This is a genomic window from Klebsiella scottii (assembly GCF_036561945.1).
Classification (GTDB): domain Bacteria; phylum Pseudomonadota; class Gammaproteobacteria; order Enterobacterales; family Enterobacteriaceae; genus Klebsiella; species Klebsiella scottii.
In genome coordinates this window covers 1,219,579-1,235,481 of sequence record NZ_JARXNI010000020.1, presented here as the reverse complement: position 1 = coordinate 1,235,481, position 15,903 = coordinate 1,219,579, and the positions used below count along the sequence as shown (strand labels likewise).

At 58.0% G+C, this 15,903-nt stretch carries 12 protein-coding genes; 6 read left to right on the top strand and 6 right to left on the bottom strand.

The annotated features are described in order from the left end of the window. Positions 1 to 9: 9 nt before the first annotated feature. The gene (gene alsS / locus QFI97_RS13515) at positions 10 to 1,689 is read left to right on the top strand and encodes an acetolactate synthase AlsS (protein ID WP_095102212.1); all 1,680 of its coding nucleotides are present in this window, start codon (positions 10 to 12) and stop codon (positions 1,687 to 1,689) included. 23 nt (positions 1,690 to 1,712) lie between these two features. Then, a complete protein-coding gene (locus QFI97_RS13510; protein WP_095102210.1) occupies positions 1,713 to 2,483 on the top strand; it encodes a (S)-acetoin forming diacetyl reductase in 771 nt (256 codons plus the stop codon). A 259-nt stretch (positions 2,484 to 2,742) separates the two neighbouring features. Here the strand turns inward: QFI97_RS13510 and QFI97_RS13505 are convergent, their stop codons facing one another. From QFI97_RS13505 to QFI97_RS13495, 3 genes are all read right to left on the bottom strand, one after another. Beyond that, positions 2,743 to 3,813 carry an ABC transporter ATP-binding protein gene (locus QFI97_RS13505; RefSeq protein WP_095102208.1) on the bottom strand — a complete coding sequence of 357 codons (1,071 nt, stop codon included), beginning with the start codon at positions 3,811 to 3,813 and terminating at the stop codon, positions 2,743 to 2,745. Next, positions 3,806 to 5,575, bottom strand: a complete 1,770-nt coding sequence (locus QFI97_RS13500; protein WP_095102206.1) for an ABC transporter permease — start codon at positions 5,573 to 5,575, stop codon at positions 3,806 to 3,808. The genes QFI97_RS13505 and QFI97_RS13500 overlap by 8 nt, the downstream gene beginning before the upstream one ends. A gap of 85 nt (positions 5,576 to 5,660) precedes the next feature. Continuing rightward, complete coding sequence (locus QFI97_RS13495) at positions 5,661 to 6,749, bottom strand: ABC transporter substrate-binding protein (protein WP_095102204.1); 1,089 nt, start codon at positions 6,747 to 6,749, stop codon at positions 5,661 to 5,663. Positions 6,750 to 7,320: 571 nt separating this feature from the next. Here QFI97_RS13495 and ptsP point away from each other — a divergent pair. Genes ptsP through QFI97_RS13475 form a run of 4 tightly spaced genes read left to right on the top strand, consistent with a single transcriptional unit; the run spans position 7,321 to position 12,108 of the window. Next, positions 7,321 to 9,822: a phosphoenolpyruvate--protein phosphotransferase gene (ptsP, locus tag QFI97_RS13490; protein ID WP_346431360.1), complete on the top strand. Its 2,502-nt coding sequence runs from the start codon at positions 7,321 to 7,323 to the stop codon at positions 9,820 to 9,822. A gap of 24 nt (positions 9,823 to 9,846) precedes the next feature. Beyond that, positions 9,847 to 10,866 (top strand): PTS fructose transporter subunit IIC, encoded by a 1,020-nt coding sequence (locus QFI97_RS13485; protein WP_095102200.1) that lies wholly within the window; start codon positions 9,847 to 9,849, stop codon positions 10,864 to 10,866. 1 nt (position 10,867) lies between these two features. Next, positions 10,868 to 11,722: a helix-turn-helix transcriptional regulator gene (locus tag QFI97_RS13480; protein ID WP_095102198.1), complete on the top strand. Its 855-nt coding sequence runs from the start codon at positions 10,868 to 10,870 to the stop codon at positions 11,720 to 11,722. Further along, positions 11,719 to 12,108, top strand: a complete 390-nt coding sequence (locus tag QFI97_RS13475) for a PTS fructose transporter subunit IIB (protein WP_095102196.1) — start codon at positions 11,719 to 11,721, stop codon at positions 12,106 to 12,108. Before QFI97_RS13480 ends, QFI97_RS13475 begins: the two co-directional genes overlap by 4 nt. A gap of 33 nt (positions 12,109 to 12,141) precedes the next feature. On the opposite strand, the gene QFI97_RS13470 is transcribed toward QFI97_RS13475, so the two are convergent. The 3 genes from QFI97_RS13470 to QFI97_RS13460 are packed head-to-tail and all read right to left on the bottom strand — an operon-like array spanning position 12,142 to position 15,576. Then, positions 12,142 to 12,882, bottom strand: coding sequence for a phosphatase (locus QFI97_RS13470; protein WP_346431359.1), 741 nt, complete (start codon positions 12,880 to 12,882; stop codon positions 12,142 to 12,144). Between the two features lie 52 nt (positions 12,883 to 12,934). Then, positions 12,935 to 14,929, bottom strand: a complete 1,995-nt coding sequence (gene tkt / locus QFI97_RS13465; RefSeq protein WP_346431358.1) for a transketolase — start codon at positions 14,927 to 14,929, stop codon at positions 12,935 to 12,937. A 14-nt stretch (positions 14,930 to 14,943) separates the two neighbouring features. Continuing rightward, positions 14,944 to 15,576 carry an HAD-IA family hydrolase gene (locus QFI97_RS13460; protein ID WP_255430904.1) on the bottom strand — a complete coding sequence of 211 codons (633 nt, stop codon included), beginning with the start codon at positions 15,574 to 15,576 and terminating at the stop codon, positions 14,944 to 14,946. Between the last annotated feature and the right edge of the window lie 327 nt (positions 15,577 to 15,903).

The following is a 15,903-nucleotide window of genomic DNA, read 5'->3' as shown; positions in this document are numbered from 1 at the left end:
GAGCTTCAGATGGACAAACCGCGTCACGAACGCCAGTGGGCCCACGGTGCCGACATGATAGTCAGCCAGCTTGAGGCCCAGGGAGTACGCCAGGTCTTCGGTATCCCCGGCGCCAAAATCGACAAGGTGTTTGATTCCCTCCTCGACTCCTCAATCCGCATTATCCCGGTACGCCACGAAGCCAACGCCGCCTTTATGGCCGCGGCGGTGGGGCGTATTACCGGTAAAGCGGGCGTCGCGCTGGTGACCTCCGGCCCCGGCTGCTCAAACCTGATAACCGGCATGGCCACCGCCAATAGCGAAGGCGACCCGGTGGTGGCGCTGGGCGGTGCGGTTAAGCGGGCGGATAAGGCCAAGCTGGTCCACCAGAGCATGGACACCGTGGCCATGTTCAGCCCGGTCACCAAATATTCCGTCGAAGTGACCGCCGCCGACGCGCTGGCAGAAGTGGTCTCCAACGCCTTCCGCGCCGCCGAGCAGGGACGCCCGGGGAGCGCTTTTGTCAGCCTGCCGCAGGATATCGTCGACGGCCCCACCCGCGGCAGTACGCTGCCCGCCAGCAAAGCGCCGCAAATGGGTGCCGCGCCGGATGACGCCGTCGACGGCGTGGCGCAGGCCATCGCCGCGGCGAAGAACCCCATCTTTCTGCTGGGGCTGATGGCCAGCCAGCCGGAAAGCAGCCGCGCCCTGCACCGCCTGCTGGAAAAAAGCCATATTCCGGTCACCAGCACCTATCAGGCCGCCGGGGCGGTGAATCAGGATAACTTCACCCGCTTCGCCGGCCGGGTGGGCCTGTTTAATAACCAGGCGGGCGATCGCCTGCTGCGCCAGGCGGATCTGATCATCTGCATCGGCTATAGCCCGGTCGAGTACGAGCCGGCCATGTGGAATAACGGCACGGCAACGCTGGTGCATATCGACGTGCTGCCGGCCTACGAAGAGCGGAATTACGTGCCGGATATCGAGCTGGTGGGCGACATCGCCGGCACCCTGGAGAAGCTGAGCCAGCGCATTGAGCATCGGCTGGTGTTAACCCCGCAGGCGGCGGAAATCCTCGCCGACCGCCAGCGTCAACGGGAGCTGCTTGACCGCCGCGGGGCGCAGCTGAATCAGTTCGCGCTCCATCCGCTGCGCATCGTGCGGGCGATGCAGGATATCGTCAACAGCGACGTCACGTTAACCGTCGATATGGGCAGTTTCCATATCTGGATTGCCCGCTACCTGTACAGCTTCCGCGCCCGCCAGGTGATGATCTCCAACGGCCAGCAAACGATGGGCGTCGCTCTGCCGTGGGCGATTGGCGCATGGCTGGTCAATCCGCAGCGCAAGGTGGTATCCGTTTCCGGCGATGGCGGCTTCCTGCAGTCGAGCATGGAGCTGGAGACCGCCGTGCGGCTGCACGCCAATATTCTGCACATCATCTGGGTCGATAACGGCTACAACATGGTGGCGATCCAGGAACAGAAAAAATATCAGCGCCTCTCCGGCGTGGAGTTCGGCCCGGTAGATTTCAAAGTCTACGCCGAAGCGTTCGGGGCCAAAGGGTTCTCGGTAGAGAGCGCCGACGCGCTGGAGCCGACGCTGCGCGCCGCGATGGATGTCGATGGCCCGGCGGTGGTCGCCATTCCGGTCGATTACCGCGATAACCCCCTGCTGATGGGCCAGCTCCATCTCAGCCAAATACTGTGAGTCACTACAATAAGGAAATAAAAATGGAAAAAGTCGCACTTGTCACCGGCGCCGGTCAGGGCATCGGTAAAGCTATCGCGCTGCGCCTCGTGAAGGATGGATTTGCCGTGGCTATCGCCGATTACAACGAGGCCACGGCCAAAGCGGTGGCCGCTGAAATCAACCAGGCCGGCGGCCGCGCGGTGGCCGTTAAGGTAGACGTCTCCCGTCGCGAGCAGGTTTTCGCCGCCGTTGAGCAGGCGCGTAAAGCCCTGGGCGGGTTCGACGTTATCGTCAACAACGCCGGTATCGCCCCGTCAACGCCGATCGAGTCAATCACCGAGGAAACCATTGACAGGGTCTATAACATCAACGTTAAGGGCGTCATCTGGGGGATTCAGGCGGCGGTTGAGGCATTCAAAAAAGAGGGGCACGGCGGGAAAATCGTTAACGCCTGCTCCCAGGCCGGCCACGTCGGCAACCCGGAGCTGGCCATCTACAGTTCGAGTAAATTCGCCGTTCGCGGCCTGACGCAAACCGCAGCCCGCGACCTGGCGCCGCTGGGCATCACCGTTAACGGCTACTGCCCGGGGATCGTCAAGACGCCAATGTGGGCGGAAATTGACCGTCAGGTATCGGAAGCGGCGGGTAAACCGCTGGGTTACGGCACGGCTGAGTTTGCCAAACGTATCACCCTCGGCCGCCTGTCGGAGCCCGAAGACGTCGCGGCCTGCGTGTCGTTCCTCGCCGGCCCGGATTCGGACTATATGACCGGGCAATCGCTGCTGATCGACGGCGGCATGGTATTCAACTAATCGCGGTATTCAACTAATAATATTAAGCTCTGACATGATTTGCCCCTGCCGCAGCGCAGGGGCTTTTTTTTGACCTGACCTCACGCGCGGGTGCCCGCCCGTTCCTGCAGCCTACCGCGTACGTCCCTGTTGTGCTCCCGCAATAGAGATAGCTCCAGTCTAATTTTCCCCGAACGATATTTATGACCCCAGGCCCACCGGCCATATTTCGTTTGCGGGCGGAGGCAGCCCTCACTTCGCCCTGTTTTATGCCGGCGGCCTAAGGCGTCGGGAAGATCCACAGGTCGCTGGCGGGAAGCGTGATATGGCAATGCTCCGCGTCGCGCAGCGTTGAGCCGTAGACGCGAATGGCAAAGTCATCGCCGCGGGTGCGGAACAGATATTCCCAGCGGTCGCCAAGATACATGCTGGTCAGCAGCGGCAGCTCAAGCATGTTGTCTTCCGGCGAGGAGCCGAGGCGCAGGCGCTCAACGCGGATCACCGCCGTCGCCTCCTCGCCGATGCTAACCCCCTCTCCCGCCATGCCCCACAGCGCCCAGCTGGCTCCCTCAATGCGCGCCCGGCCGCTTTCCAGCGCCGTGATTTTACCGCGCAGGCGGTTATTGCTGCCCATAAACTCGGCGGCAAACAGCGTCGTCGGGTTGCCGTACATCTCCTGCGGCGTGCCCTGCTGCTCAATCACCCCGTTGTTCAGCAGCAGGATCCGGTCGGAAATCGCCATCGCCTCATTCTGATCGTGAGTCACCATCAGCGCCGAGAGTCCGAGATTGATAATCAGCTCGCGCAGAAAGACCCTCGCCTCTTCGCGCAGCTTGGCATCGAGGTTCGACAGCGGCTCGTCGAGCAGGATAACCGGCGGGTTATAGACCAGCGCCCGGCCAATCGCCACGCGCTGCTGCTGGCCGCCGGAAAGCTGATGGGGATGGCGATTGCCGAGATGTCCCAGACCGAGCTGGTCGAGAACGGCCTGCACCCGCTGGGCGATTTCGCCGCGGGCGACCTTGCGCAGCTTCAGCGGATAGGCGACGTTTTCAAATACGCTCTTATGCGGCCACAGCGCGTAGGACTGAAACACCAGCCCCAGATTGCGCTCCTCGGCGGGGATTTCGCTGCGCGGATTGCCGTCGTAGACCGTGGTTTTACCAATGGTAATACGCCCGGCGGTGGGCTTTTCCAGCCCGGCGACGGCGCGTAGCAGGGTCGTTTTCCCGCTGCCGGAGGGCCCGAGCAGGGAAACCACTTCCCCCCGACTGAGCTCCATCGATACCCCTTTCAGGACCGGGTTGTCGCCATAGGTGAGATGCAGGTTTTCTACAGATAGCTCAATCATGTAATTTCACTCCAAAGCGCAGGGCGATACCCAACCCGACGACCACCAGCAGGATATTGATAAACGAGAGCGCGGCGACGATATCAATCGCTCCCGCCGCCCACAGCGAGACCAGCATCGAGCCGATCGTTTCCGTTCCCGGCGAAAGCAGGTACACCCCGGTGGAGTATTCGCGCTCGAAGATCAGAAACATCAGCAGCCACGAACCGATCAGGCCGTAGCGCGACAGCGGAACCGTGACGTGGCGGGTAACCTGCCCGCGGGAGGCGCCGGTGCTGCGGGCCGCCTCCTCAAGCTCCGGCGCAACCTGCAGCAGCGTCGAGGAGATCAGGCGCAGCCCGTAGGCCATCCATACCACGGTATAGGCCAGCCAGACGCTGAAAATGGTATTGCGCAGCGCGCGCAGCTGCGCAATAAGATGTTCGCGCAGCCAGTCGGCCATCGGCAGCGCCGAGAGCCAGCCGTTTTTCAGCGACTGATCCAGCCACATCGGCAGGAACAGAAACACCCACAGGAACGCCAGCCCCGCCAGCAGGCCCGGCACCGCGCGCGGCACCAGCACGCTGTAGTCGAGAAAGCGCGTCACGTTGTCCGGCTTACGGTGCATGGCGATCCCGACAAACAGATAGCAAACGACCGCCAGCGCGCCGCCAAAAATGCCGATCGCCATCGAGTTGACGATGGCCCGCAGCAGGTTCGGCTGCTGCCAGATATTGCGGAAGGTCGCCAGCGACAGCTCGTCCCACAGCGAAACGCCGACGCCCCAGTTCGAAATAAACGCCCGCATCGCCACGCCAAGCAGCGGAACGCCGATGGTCACCGTCAGCCACAGCACAACCACCACCCCGGCAACCCAGCGCCACTTGCCCAGCGGCAGCGCGCGCGCCTGGGAGGCTTTACCTTTCATGGTGACAAACCGACTGGCGGTGCGCATCAGCCGACGCTGCAGCATCACCAGCGGGATGGTGATGCAAATAAGCACCACCGCCACCGCCGCCATCAGGTGGTATGAAGGGGTTCCAAGCTTATTGGTCAGCTTATAGAGATAGGTCGCCAGCACCATATTGCCTTCGGGGTCGCCGAGTACCAGCATCAGGCCGAACACTTCCAGACCGAGGAAAAACAGCAGCACGCAGGCGTAGAGGATCGAGGGCCGCACCATCGGCAGGCTGACGGAGGTCATAACCTGCAGCGGCGACGCGCCTACCGTCCGGGCCGCCTCCTCGACGTCGGAGCCGACGCTGCGCAGGGCGGACGAGATGTACAGGTAGGCGTGCGGGACGTGGGTTAATCCGGCGATCGCCACGATGCTGAACATCGAGTAGATATTCCACGGCACAAAGCCCAGCAGCCGCTCGGCCCACTGCGAGAAGAAGCCAACCGGCCCCGCGGCCACCACGTAGCCAAAGGCCAGCACCATCGGCGAGACGAAAACGGGCACCAGGATCAGGGGTTCAATAAAGCGCCGCCCGGGTAAATCGGTGCGGACCATCAGAAACGCGAGGATCCCGCCGAGCGGGATCGCGATCGCCACCAGGCCGAACGCCAGAATAAAGCCGGACTTCAGCGCCAGATAAAAATCAGGATCGGTAAATATAAATTCGAAGGCTTCGAAGCTGAACGCTTTCGACCGCGCAAAAAAAGGCGCCGAGAGAAAGCTCTGCACCACAATAAATAACAGCGGGACATAGATAACTAATGCCGCGATCAGTACCACAATACCGCGCGGCAGCCCCTGCCATTTTCGGCGTAATACGTTCATATGCGATCCCTTTGGTCAGGCGTTTAAAGAGAACCTGCCGGGTATTAACGGGCGCGGCATCGGAGGATGTCGCGCCTCGGGAGGATTATTTTGCCGCCGCGGTACGCCACTGTTTGATAAATTCCAGACGTTTTTTCGGTTCCAGATATTCCAGCAGGGTTTCATCCACCGGAATCGGCTTCAGCGCGTTGCCCAGCATTTTAGTCATACCGTCGATATCATTTTTGCCTTCGATATCATTGCGAATTGAGGGAATATCGGCCTGGCTGGCGAGAATGCTCTGCCCTTTTTCGGACAGCACGTAGTCGAACCACAGCTTAGCGGCGTTAGGATGCCCGGCGTCGGCGGTAATAAACGAGACGCGGGAAAGGACCAGCACATAGTCTTTGGGATAGGCGATGCCGAGGGAGGGATCGGTTTTGGCGCGCGCTTCGGCGTATGAGCCCAGAATATTAAAGCCAATCAGGTTTTCACCCGAGGAGACGCGCTCCATCATGGTGCCGGTAGAAGATTGCACGGTCAGGCCGCCTTTGGCCATTCCGGCCAGGTCGCTGAAATAGCTGGCGTCAGCCTTGCTGTCCTGCACGGCCAGCATAAAGCCCAGGCCGGATTTTTCGATATCGTAGGTGGTAACTTTAGCTTTGAATTTGTCGGCCTGGCCGGCAATCAGCTTCGCCAGCGCGGTATGAGAATCCGGGACGTCGCCCTGCGGGATCAGCCGCTTATTGTAGATAAAGACCACCGGTTCATAGGTGGTGCCGTAGGCTTTCTGCTGCCAGACCGCCCATTTTGGCAGCTTGCTCAGCTCGGGCGAGGCGTACTCTTCGGCGTAATCGGTGGCAAGCTTCAGCGCCGTATCCATCGATGAGCTCCAGACCACGTCCCCGCTGCCGCCGCCCGCCGCCTGCTCGCTGATGTAGCGGTTATACAGCTCGGTGCTGTTCATATCGTTATATTCAACTTTAATTCCGGGGTACTGCGCCTCAAATCCTTTAATTAGCGGACCCGCCGCTTTGGTGTCCGTCGTTGAATAGATGACCACTTTGCCCTCTTTCGTCCCGCCATCAACCACTTTTTGATATTCAGCCGGGTAGCCTTGAGGTAGTTCCGCCAAAACGGAGCCAGAGAAGACCGTCGTCAGTGAAACCACTAACCCACCAATTTTCTTATACATAAAACCAACCCTTAGGCATCATTTATTAAACATAAATTTAACATATAGCGAGGCGTTCGCGCCTTGCAACGCTGGGGGCGGTTTTTTTCTGGCTTTTGTGATGCTGACGGAATTTAACTAAATAAATGGCGAGCGGAATCCGTGCGGCGATAAGCGTTACTCTGCTGGAATATTAAGAAAATATTAAGCTAAGCCGTTTCGCAAAATAGTCCTTACGTTTACCTGAGCGCAAATATAATGCCCGCCGGGTTGTCGAGCAGCACAATATTCATGCGCGCAATGATCCTCGGCGGTAATTTCACTTTTACCGCTGGCTGCTAGCGCCTTAAGCTTAAAATTTGTGACCGACATAGCAAACTGGTCATGAAAGAAAAAAGTAAAAATATTTTTTAAATCAAAAAGGTAATAAAAAAACGCGTCAGCATAAACATGACAAAAGTCACAAAATCACAATCAGGTCACTATTTTTAAGTAAAGGTGACTTTTTTACTATTTCATCACCCTGGAGAACGAGGAAAGATAGCGAGCTTAGACCGCGAATATCGATGTACAACAGCGCGCAGGAGCCGAAATGGCGGTGATAGTTACTTATACATGCGATCTTAACGAAGGTATTCACGCCAGGCCCGCAGGATATATCGCGCGCTTATGCAACCTGTTTCAGGCCGCTGTAAGCTGGGAGAATATCCGTACCGGCCTACAGGCCAATGCGAAAAGCGCCCTCTCGCTGGTTGCCACCGATACGTTGCTAAACGATGAGTGCCGTATCGTGCTTAGCGGTAATGATGAACAGCAGACCGCATCTGAGCTGCGCGCGCTACTGGCCCGCCTTCCTGCGTTTAGCATTGCGTCAGCTCCCGTCTCCCTACACGGCTACCTTCCCCGCTGCCTGCGGGAGCTAAACCCGCGGGTGATCCAGGGAACCCGTATTAATAAAGGCGCGGCGATCGCCAAAACGCTGTTCATGCAAAGCCTTACGTTCAGCGAGCTCGCCGCGCGCAATCCCGGCCGTATTGAGGACCTGGAGAGCGAAAAGGCGCGGCTGATTACCGGGCTCGAGGGATTAGGCGCCGAAAAAGAAATCGCCCTCGGGCAAACCCAGGGCGTTGAGCACGATCTTATCGAGGCTCAGCATTCGCTCATCAGCGACATTGCTTTTCAGAATAATGCGATCGGTTATCTTAATGACAAGATGAATGCCTGGTCCGCGATCGTGCAGGCGGCACTCGATTTTTGTCGCGTACTTGAGCGCTCATCAAGCCACTATCTGCGGGAGCGAACGCTGGATATCCTTGATATCGCCAGCCAGCTAATCCGCATCATGTATGGCGAGCAGGCTCTGGCGCAGCAGCCGCTTACGCTGAATGCGCCGACGATCGTCTTCGCCAGCACGCTGACCCCCGACCAGTTTCTGGCCCTCGACAGAACCCTGCTTGCAGGCCTGGTCATGTCGACTACCGGAAAAACGTCGCACACGGCGATTCTGGCCCGCTCATTAGGCATTCCGGCACTGACGGATATCGATTTTTCGGCCCTCAAACTTGATGCCGATCGGCAGGTCATCATCGATGGCGATCCGGGCATTTTAATAACCGATCCTGATGAGAAAATCCTGCGCTATTACCGCCATGAAATCGCGATACAGCAGAAAATGCAGCGGCTGATGCGCGCCAGCGCGGCAACCCCGGCGCGGACCAGCGACGGACATCGTGTCGAAATTGCCGCCAATATCTCCAGCCTTGCAGAAGTACAGGCGGCAATCGACGGCGGCGCGGAGCATATCGGGCTCTACCGAACCGAGACCGCATTTATGCAGCGCGACCGGCCGCCGGCCGGGGAAGAGCTAAACGAGCTGTATAGCCAGGTGGTCAGACTGGCCGCCGGAAAATCGGTGACCTTTCGCACCTTCGATATCGGCGGCGACAAGCCCGTCGGATATCTTAACTGCGGTAAAGAAGAGAACCCGTTCCTCGGTTTCCGCGCAGTGCGAACTTATCCGCAATATCGTGACCTTTTCGCCCTGCAGCTAAAGGCGATTCTCTCCGCGTCCGCGGTCGGTAGAGCCAAAATCCTGCTGCCGATGATTGCGCGCGTTGAAGAGCTGATCTGGTGCCGGGAGGTGCTGGAATCAGTTAAGCAGGAGATGCGCCGCGAGGGGCGCGCCTTCGATGAGCGGATTGCACTCGGTATTATGCTGGAGGTTCCCTCCGTGCTATTCGCCATGGAGGAAATGGCCGAATACGTCGACTTTTTCAGCCTGGGCAGTAACGATCTGGCGCAGTATCTTTTTGCCGCTGACCGGGGTAATAGCCGGCTCAAGGGGGTTTCTGACAGCTATGCGCCGCCGCTTCTGCGCGCCCTCAAATTAGCGACAGGCGAGGCCCACCGCCTCGGTAAACCCATCGGCCTGTGCGGCGAACTGGCCGCTGACGAGAGCATACTCCCGCTCCTTATCGGCCTCGGCTTTGATGAATTGAGCATGAGCTGTCCGGCGATTGCGGGGATAAAACAGGCCCTGCGCGAGCTTAGCTTTGCCGATTGTCAGACGCTGGCGCGGGTTCTTCTCCAGAGCCCAAACGCCGAGCGGGTCAAAACCGAGCTGCGCAGGTCTGCGGTCGGCGCGGTGAAGAAACCGCTGCTGTCGCCGGAGATGGTTATGTGGGGCATTGACGCTGCCGATAAAAACGAAGCAATCAAAATAATGGTCGATAACCTGTGGTTACACCAGCGCACCACCGCGCGGGAGATACTGTGCGACGATATCTGGGCCCGCGAAGTCCCTTTCCCCACCGTTGTCGGCTCAGGATTTGCTATCCCCCATGCCCGAACGGACGCCATTGGCGACTCGACCGTCAGCGTCGCGACGCTTAAGCAGCCGATCGCCTGGGGCGGCGTGATGGTCGATACCCTCTTTATGCTGACAATCAGCAAATCGGCGAAGGATAACGAGCATATGAAATACTTCTCCACGCTTGCGCGCATGCTGATGAACGATGAATTTGTCCGCCAAATCAAAGAGACACAAAACCCGAAAGCGCTCTATGACCTGATATCCAGAACGCTGGCCTTCTGATCACCACTACGGTATGAGGCTAAGATGTTAAAACTATTAAAAAATACCAAGCGGCATTTTATGACCGGCGTGTCGTACATGATCCCCTTCGTGGTGGCCGGCGGCGTGTTGCTGGCGCTGGCGGTGATGTTCAATGGCGAAGCGGCCGTGCCGGACCACGGTTTTTTGAAAGCCATGTCGCAAATCGGTATGGCCGGACTGACCCTGTTCATTCCGATCCTGTCGGGTTTTATCGCCTATTCAATGGTGGATAAACCCGGTATCGCGCCGGGTGCCATCGGCGGGTTAATGGCCTACCAGATGGGGGCCGGTTTTTTAGGCGGCATGCTCTCCGGGATTATTGCCGGGCTGGTCGTCTATCTTCTGCTCAATATGATTGCCCGACTCAATGTTCCCCACTTCCTGCGGATGGTATTGCCGATCTTTATTATCCCGCTGGTCGGCACCTTCCTCACCGGAATGGCGGTTTATTACATCATTGGTGACCCGATAGCCGGAGTCATGAAGTGGCTTAGCGTTTGGCTTGGCAATATGCAGGGGACCTCGTTCATTATTCTCGGGACCATTCTCGGCTGCATGATCGCCGTCGACATGGGCGGTCCGCTGAACAAAACCGCTTTTTTCTTTGCCGTCGCCCTGATCTCAACTAACCCACAGCTGATGGCGGCGGTTGCCGCCGCTGACTGCACCCCGCCTCTGGGGCTGGCGCTGGCGACCTTTCTGTTTAAAGGCATTTTTAATGATGTTGAGCGAGAAGCCGGGAAGCCCGCGGTTATTATGGGCGCGATGGGCATCACGGAAGGGGCGATCCCGTTTGCGGCGGCGGATCCGGTCCGCGTGATCCCGGCGATTATGCTCGGCAGCGCGGTCGCCGCCGTCCTCTCTTTATGGTTCGGCGCCACCAACGCCGCGCCCTGGGGCGGGCTTATCGTGTTGCCGGTGATCGGCAACCACTTTGGCTATCTCGTTTCAGTGGCCGCGGGAACCGTGACGACCGCAGTTGCGGTCAAAATATTAAAAACCGTTATCAAACCGCGAGCATAATATGGGCACGTTTATTCAATCCATCCTCAGCGAATTTAGTACCCAGGGCGCGAGCAATGACAACGTGCTGGTGGCCAACGGCAACGCGCAGGCCCCGGCGATGGCCTACCATCTGCACGTGCCGCGCATCGAACTTACGGTAAAAGGCACCCTGAGCATGCTGCTGCCGAAAGGGACCGACAGGATCGTTAAATGTGAGCGCCCGGTCGGCACGATTACCTATATTCCCGCCAACGGCTGGAACTCGCCGCTGTGGGAAGGCCCGGTTATCTGCATGTCGATTGTGTTCTGGAAGCAGGATGTTGGTTTCAGTATCAGTAACTGGGACGGGACGCAGTTTAAAGAAGTCGAGAAATATAACCTGCAAAACTCCAGCAGTACGGTTCGTGACCGCCTGCTTGAGCTGACCGAATCGTTAGCGTGGGCGCAGGATAATACCGGCGAAACCTTTGCCCACATCGCCTATGCGCTAATAAACGATCTGCTGTGCCAAATCACCGATGGCCTGAATAACCAGCAGGGCCCCTTCTCTCTGCTGGATGAAATTAAAGGCCATATCGATAGCCACTACCACACGGACATCAGTCGGGAAAGCGTCGCCGAGACCTTTAACATCTCACCCGGCTACCTGTCGCGTCTGTTTTCGAAGGAGTCAGACGTGAAATTCAATGAATATCTGAAGTTGGCCCGTATCTCGCGTTCGAAGGCGCTGCTGATGAATACCAATCTGAAAATCAACGAGGTTTCAGAGAAGTGCGGTTTCACTGATACCAACTATTTCTGCAAAGTCTTTCGCGATATTAACGACTGTACGCCGCTTGAGTACCGGCGCAAAAATAAGGGAGCAAGCTTATGATAACTCGCGCAGGAAGAGATGAGATCCCGCCCTTCTCAAGCGAACGCAATCTGCATATTGTCGCGGTAACCGCGTGCGCAACCGGCGTGGCGCACACCTATATGGCCGCAGAGCAGCTGGAAAAACTGGCGAAGCAGTATCGCTTTGCGATCAAAATTGAGACCCAGGGCGTGCTGGGGCTGAAGAATCCCATTACCGATAAGGATATTTTCGCATCCGAGCTCGCCATCATTGCGTCCGATATTACTATCGATAATCCCGCACGCTTTGACGGCTGCCGTATTCTCAACGTGTGCATTAACTCGCTGCTGCTCAAGCCGACGGAAGTTATCGCCGCGATCCGCAAGTCGCTGAATCTGCCCAGAGGCAATGTCATCGACCTGTAGCGGGCGGGCGTGAAGCTGAGAAGCAAATGCTTCTCAGCTCAGTGCAGCGTAGAGCTCCTCAATGCGATCCCCGCCGCGGCGTTCAAGAAACTCCAGCACCCGTCGCGGGGAGGTGTTGAGGACCCTTGATGCGGGAAAATCAGCCTCTGCAAGCAGATGCTGACAGGCGCTGAAATCACCCACTGAAAACGCGCTGTGCGAATCGCTGCCCAGCGCGATAAGCCCGCCGCTATCCCGCACGGCGGCAACAATGTTGCGGCAGTTCGCCTCACTACCCTGACGCGAATGGACAAAAGAGGCGTTATTCACCTCCAGCGCCACGTGGCAGGCTTTGGCGGCCGCGACTACCGCCGGGATATCAATGGGATACTCCGGGTTGCCGGGGTGGCTAATGATATCCACCTTTCCGCTCTCAATTACCGCGATCAGCGCATCGGTGTTGCTCGCCGTCCCGGCCGGGGCAAAGACCTGTTTGTGGAACCCGGCAATAACCAGATCTAACGAAGCGCGCATTTTGGCGCTGCAATCGGTCTCGCCGCCGGGTTTGATGTTGGCTTCGATACCGCGCAGGAGTCCCACGCCCTCAACGACGCGCGGCAGCACGCGCAGATTATTAAAGTGGAACGGATGCGGCGCGTCGACCATTTCCGGTCCATGGTCGGTGATAGCGATCAGGCGGATATGCTTGCGCGCGGCGGCGGCTATGTAGTCATGAATCGTGCTGTAGGCGTGGGTGCTGGCAAGAGTATGCATATGCAGGTCGACGGGATACATTTCTTTCCCCTGAATAAAAAATGGCCCCAGGTCGTGCAAGGGGCCGGGAAGGTTAAGCCAGAAGCGCTTTCGCCTGATGCAAAATCGCCTCGAGGGTGATACCGAACGTCTGATACAACTGCTCCGCCGGGGCCGATTCACCGAAGGTGGTCATGCCGATAACCGCTCCGTTCAGCCCAACATATTTGTACCAGTAGTCGGTAATCCCCGCTTCCACCGCCACGCGAGCGGAAACGGTTTTTGGCAGTACGGCCTCGCGATAGGCGGCGTCCTGTTTATCAAATACATCGGTGGAGGGCATTGACACCACCCGCGCCTTCACGCCGTCGGCGGTCAGTTTTTCATAGGCAACAACCGCCAGCTCAACTTCAGAGCCGGTCGCGATAAGGATCAGCTGCGGCTGGCCGAGGCAATCCTTCAATACGTAGCCGCCGCGCGCAATATCCTGCACCTGCTGCCAGGTCCGTTCCTGCTGGGTCAGGTTTTGCCGGGAGAAAATCAGCGCGGTTGGGCCATCTTCACGCTCCACGCCGTACTTCCACGCCACCGCCGATTCCACCTGATCGCAGGGACGCCAGGTGCTGAGGTCAGGAGTCAGGCGCAACGAGGCAATCTGCTCGACCGGCTGATGAGTCGGGCCATCTTCACCCAGACCGATGGAGTCGTGGGTATAGACCATCACCTGACGCTGCTTCATCAGCGCCGCCATACGCACCGCGTTACGGGCATACTCCACAAACATCAGGAAGGTCGAGGTGTACGGCAGAAAGCCGCCGTGCAGCGCGATACCGTTAGCGATGGCGGTCATGCCGAATTCACGCACCCCGTAGTGGATATAGTTCCCGCCGCTATCGTGGTTGATCGCTGTCGATCCCGACCAGAGCGTCAGGTTTGACGGAGCCAGATCAGAGGAGCCGCCGAGAAATTCCGGCAGCAGCGGACCAAAGGCTTCAATCGCATTTTGTGAGGCCTTGCGGCTGGCGATCTTCGCCGGTTTCGCCTGCAGCTTTTCAATATACGCCTGGGCTTTGCTGGCAAAGTCGGGCGGCATCTGCCCCTTTATCCTGCGGGTGAATTCGGCAGCCAGTTCCGGGAACGCGTGAGCGTAGGCGGCGAACTTGTCATTCCATGCCGCCTCCTTTGCCCGGCCGGCCTCTTTTGCATCCCACTGCGCGTAGATGTCAGAAGGGATCGCGAACGGCGGATGCGGCCAGCCCAGGGCCTCGCGCGTTGCCGCCACTTCAGCCTCTCCCAGCGGCGCGCCGTGAACATCATGAGTACCGGCCTTATGCGGCGAGCCAAAACCGATGATCGTTTTACAGATAATCAACGTCGGCATTGAGTCTATCGACCGGGCGACGTCAATGGCGGCGCGGATAGACTCAGGGTCATGCCCATCTACCCCGCGCACCACGTGCCAGCCGTAGGCCTCAAAGCGTTTGGCGGTATCGTCGGTAAACCAGCCCTCCACATGACCGTCAATGGAAATGCCGTTATCGTCATAGAATGCCACCAGCTTACCGAGCTTCAGCGTCCCGGCCAGTGAGCACGCTTCGTGCGAAATCCCCTCCATCATGCAGCCGTCGCCCATAAAGGCCCAGGTGAAGTGGTCCACGATCTCGTGGCCGGGGCGGTTAAACTGCGCCGCCAGGGTTTTCTCCGCAATGGCCATGCCGACCGCATTAGCGATCCCCTGCCCCAGCGGCCCGGTGGTGGTTTCCACGCCTGGGGTATAGCCCACCTCCGGGTGGCCCGGGGTTTTGGCATGCAGTTGACGAAACGCCTTCAGCTCGTCAATCGGCAGATCGTAGCCGGTGAGGTGTAACAGGCTGTAGATCAGCATCGAGCCGTGGCCGTTGGAGAGCACGAATCTATCGCGGTTTGCCCACATCGGGTTATTCGGGTTGTGGTTAAGAAAATCCCGCCACAGAACTTCGGCAATATCCGCCATCCCCATCGGCGCGCCCGGGTGACCCGAATTGGCCCGCTGGACGGCATCAACGCTGAGCATACGGATGGCATTCGCCAGGGTCTTTCTTGATGACATAACAAACTCCCTCTTTACATCTTAAGGAAAAAATCCGCCTCGCCCTTGCGCATCACGCGCAGGTCGAGGTAGTGATCAACGGTTTGCCAGGTGTCGATATCGTGAACCATCGACTGGCGGGTCAGGACTTCAACCACCACGCATCCGGCCTCGGTGGCGGAGAGCAGACCGGCGGTGGAGTCTTCAAAAGCGAGACAGCGGGCGGGAGACAGGTTGAGCCGGGCTGCGCCGATCGCAAACGGCTCCGGGTGGGGCTTGCCGTGACGGACATCTTCGCTGGTCACCAGCATGGGCGGATTCGGAAAACCGGCCTGTTTAATGCGCGCCGAGGCAACCTTAAGCGAGCCGGAGGTCACGATGGCCCAGGGAACCTGAAGCCGCACCAGCTGGCGAAGAAATTCATCAGCCCCGGGCACCGGGGTGATGCCGTCGGTATTGCGTGCTTCAAACGCTTCCAGGGCCAGAAACTCATCGTTAATCGTCCGCTCGCTGGCGTCGGGCATAAAATGGCGCAGCGTACTGAGCGCCGGTTTGCCATGCAGGTAATGGCATACCGTTTCGGCATCCAGCCCCTTTTTATTCGCCCATATCCGCCACGACGCCTCCACGAAATCCAGCGAATTGACCAGGGTCCCGTCTAAATCCAATAATATTCCACGAAAATGCATCGCCCTCACCTCAAAAAAAGAAAGTGTGAGCTTTATTTTGTACGCCATCACCCGGCAGCAAATAAATAGAAAAAATGGCCCTTTAATAGCAATTACGTGACCGCAGATTATTCATTAGCCAGAGTGTGATAACTATCACAAGACGTATCATCACTTAATTTCATGACTGCGATCACATAATCGCAATCATGTTATTTAATTAGAGCAAAGGTAACTTTTTTACTATTCAAAGCAGAGCAATAACGATGAAGGATATATAACAAGAAACGCAGACACTAACGTCTGCCCAGAAAATTAACTCGCTTT

What these genes read in the sequence shown, in the direction of transcription:
- alsS (WP_095102212.1), top strand. Translation starts at nt 10, where the DNA reads ATGGACAAACCGCGTCACGAACGCCAGTGGGCCCACGGTGCCGACATG.
- QFI97_RS13505 (WP_095102208.1), bottom strand. Translation starts at nt 3,813, where the DNA reads ATGATTGAGCTATCTGTAGAAAACCTGCATCTCACCTATGGCGACAAC.
- QFI97_RS13475 (WP_095102196.1), top strand. Translation starts at nt 11,719, where the DNA reads ATGATAACTCGCGCAGGAAGAGATGAGATCCCGCCCTTCTCAAGCGAA.
- QFI97_RS13470 (WP_346431359.1), bottom strand. Translation starts at nt 12,882, where the DNA reads ATGTATCCCGTCGACCTGCATATGCATACTCTTGCCAGCACCCACGCC.
- QFI97_RS13480 (WP_095102198.1), top strand. Translation starts at nt 10,868, where the DNA reads ATGGGCACGTTTATTCAATCCATCCTCAGCGAATTTAGTACCCAGGGC.
- QFI97_RS13485 (WP_095102200.1), top strand. Translation starts at nt 9,847, where the DNA reads ATGTTAAAACTATTAAAAAATACCAAGCGGCATTTTATGACCGGCGTG.
- QFI97_RS13510 (WP_095102210.1), top strand. Translation starts at nt 1,713, where the DNA reads ATGGAAAAAGTCGCACTTGTCACCGGCGCCGGTCAGGGCATCGGTAAA.
- ptsP (WP_346431360.1), top strand. Translation starts at nt 7,321, where the DNA reads ATGGCGGTGATAGTTACTTATACATGCGATCTTAACGAAGGTATTCAC.
- QFI97_RS13495 (WP_095102204.1), bottom strand. Translation starts at nt 6,749, where the DNA reads ATGTATAAGAAAATTGGTGGGTTAGTGGTTTCACTGACGACGGTCTTC.
- tkt (WP_346431358.1), bottom strand. Translation starts at nt 14,929, where the DNA reads ATGTCATCAAGAAAGACCCTGGCGAATGCCATCCGTATGCTCAGCGTT.
- QFI97_RS13500 (WP_095102206.1), bottom strand. Translation starts at nt 5,575, where the DNA reads ATGAACGTATTACGCCGAAAATGGCAGGGGCTGCCGCGCGGTATTGTG.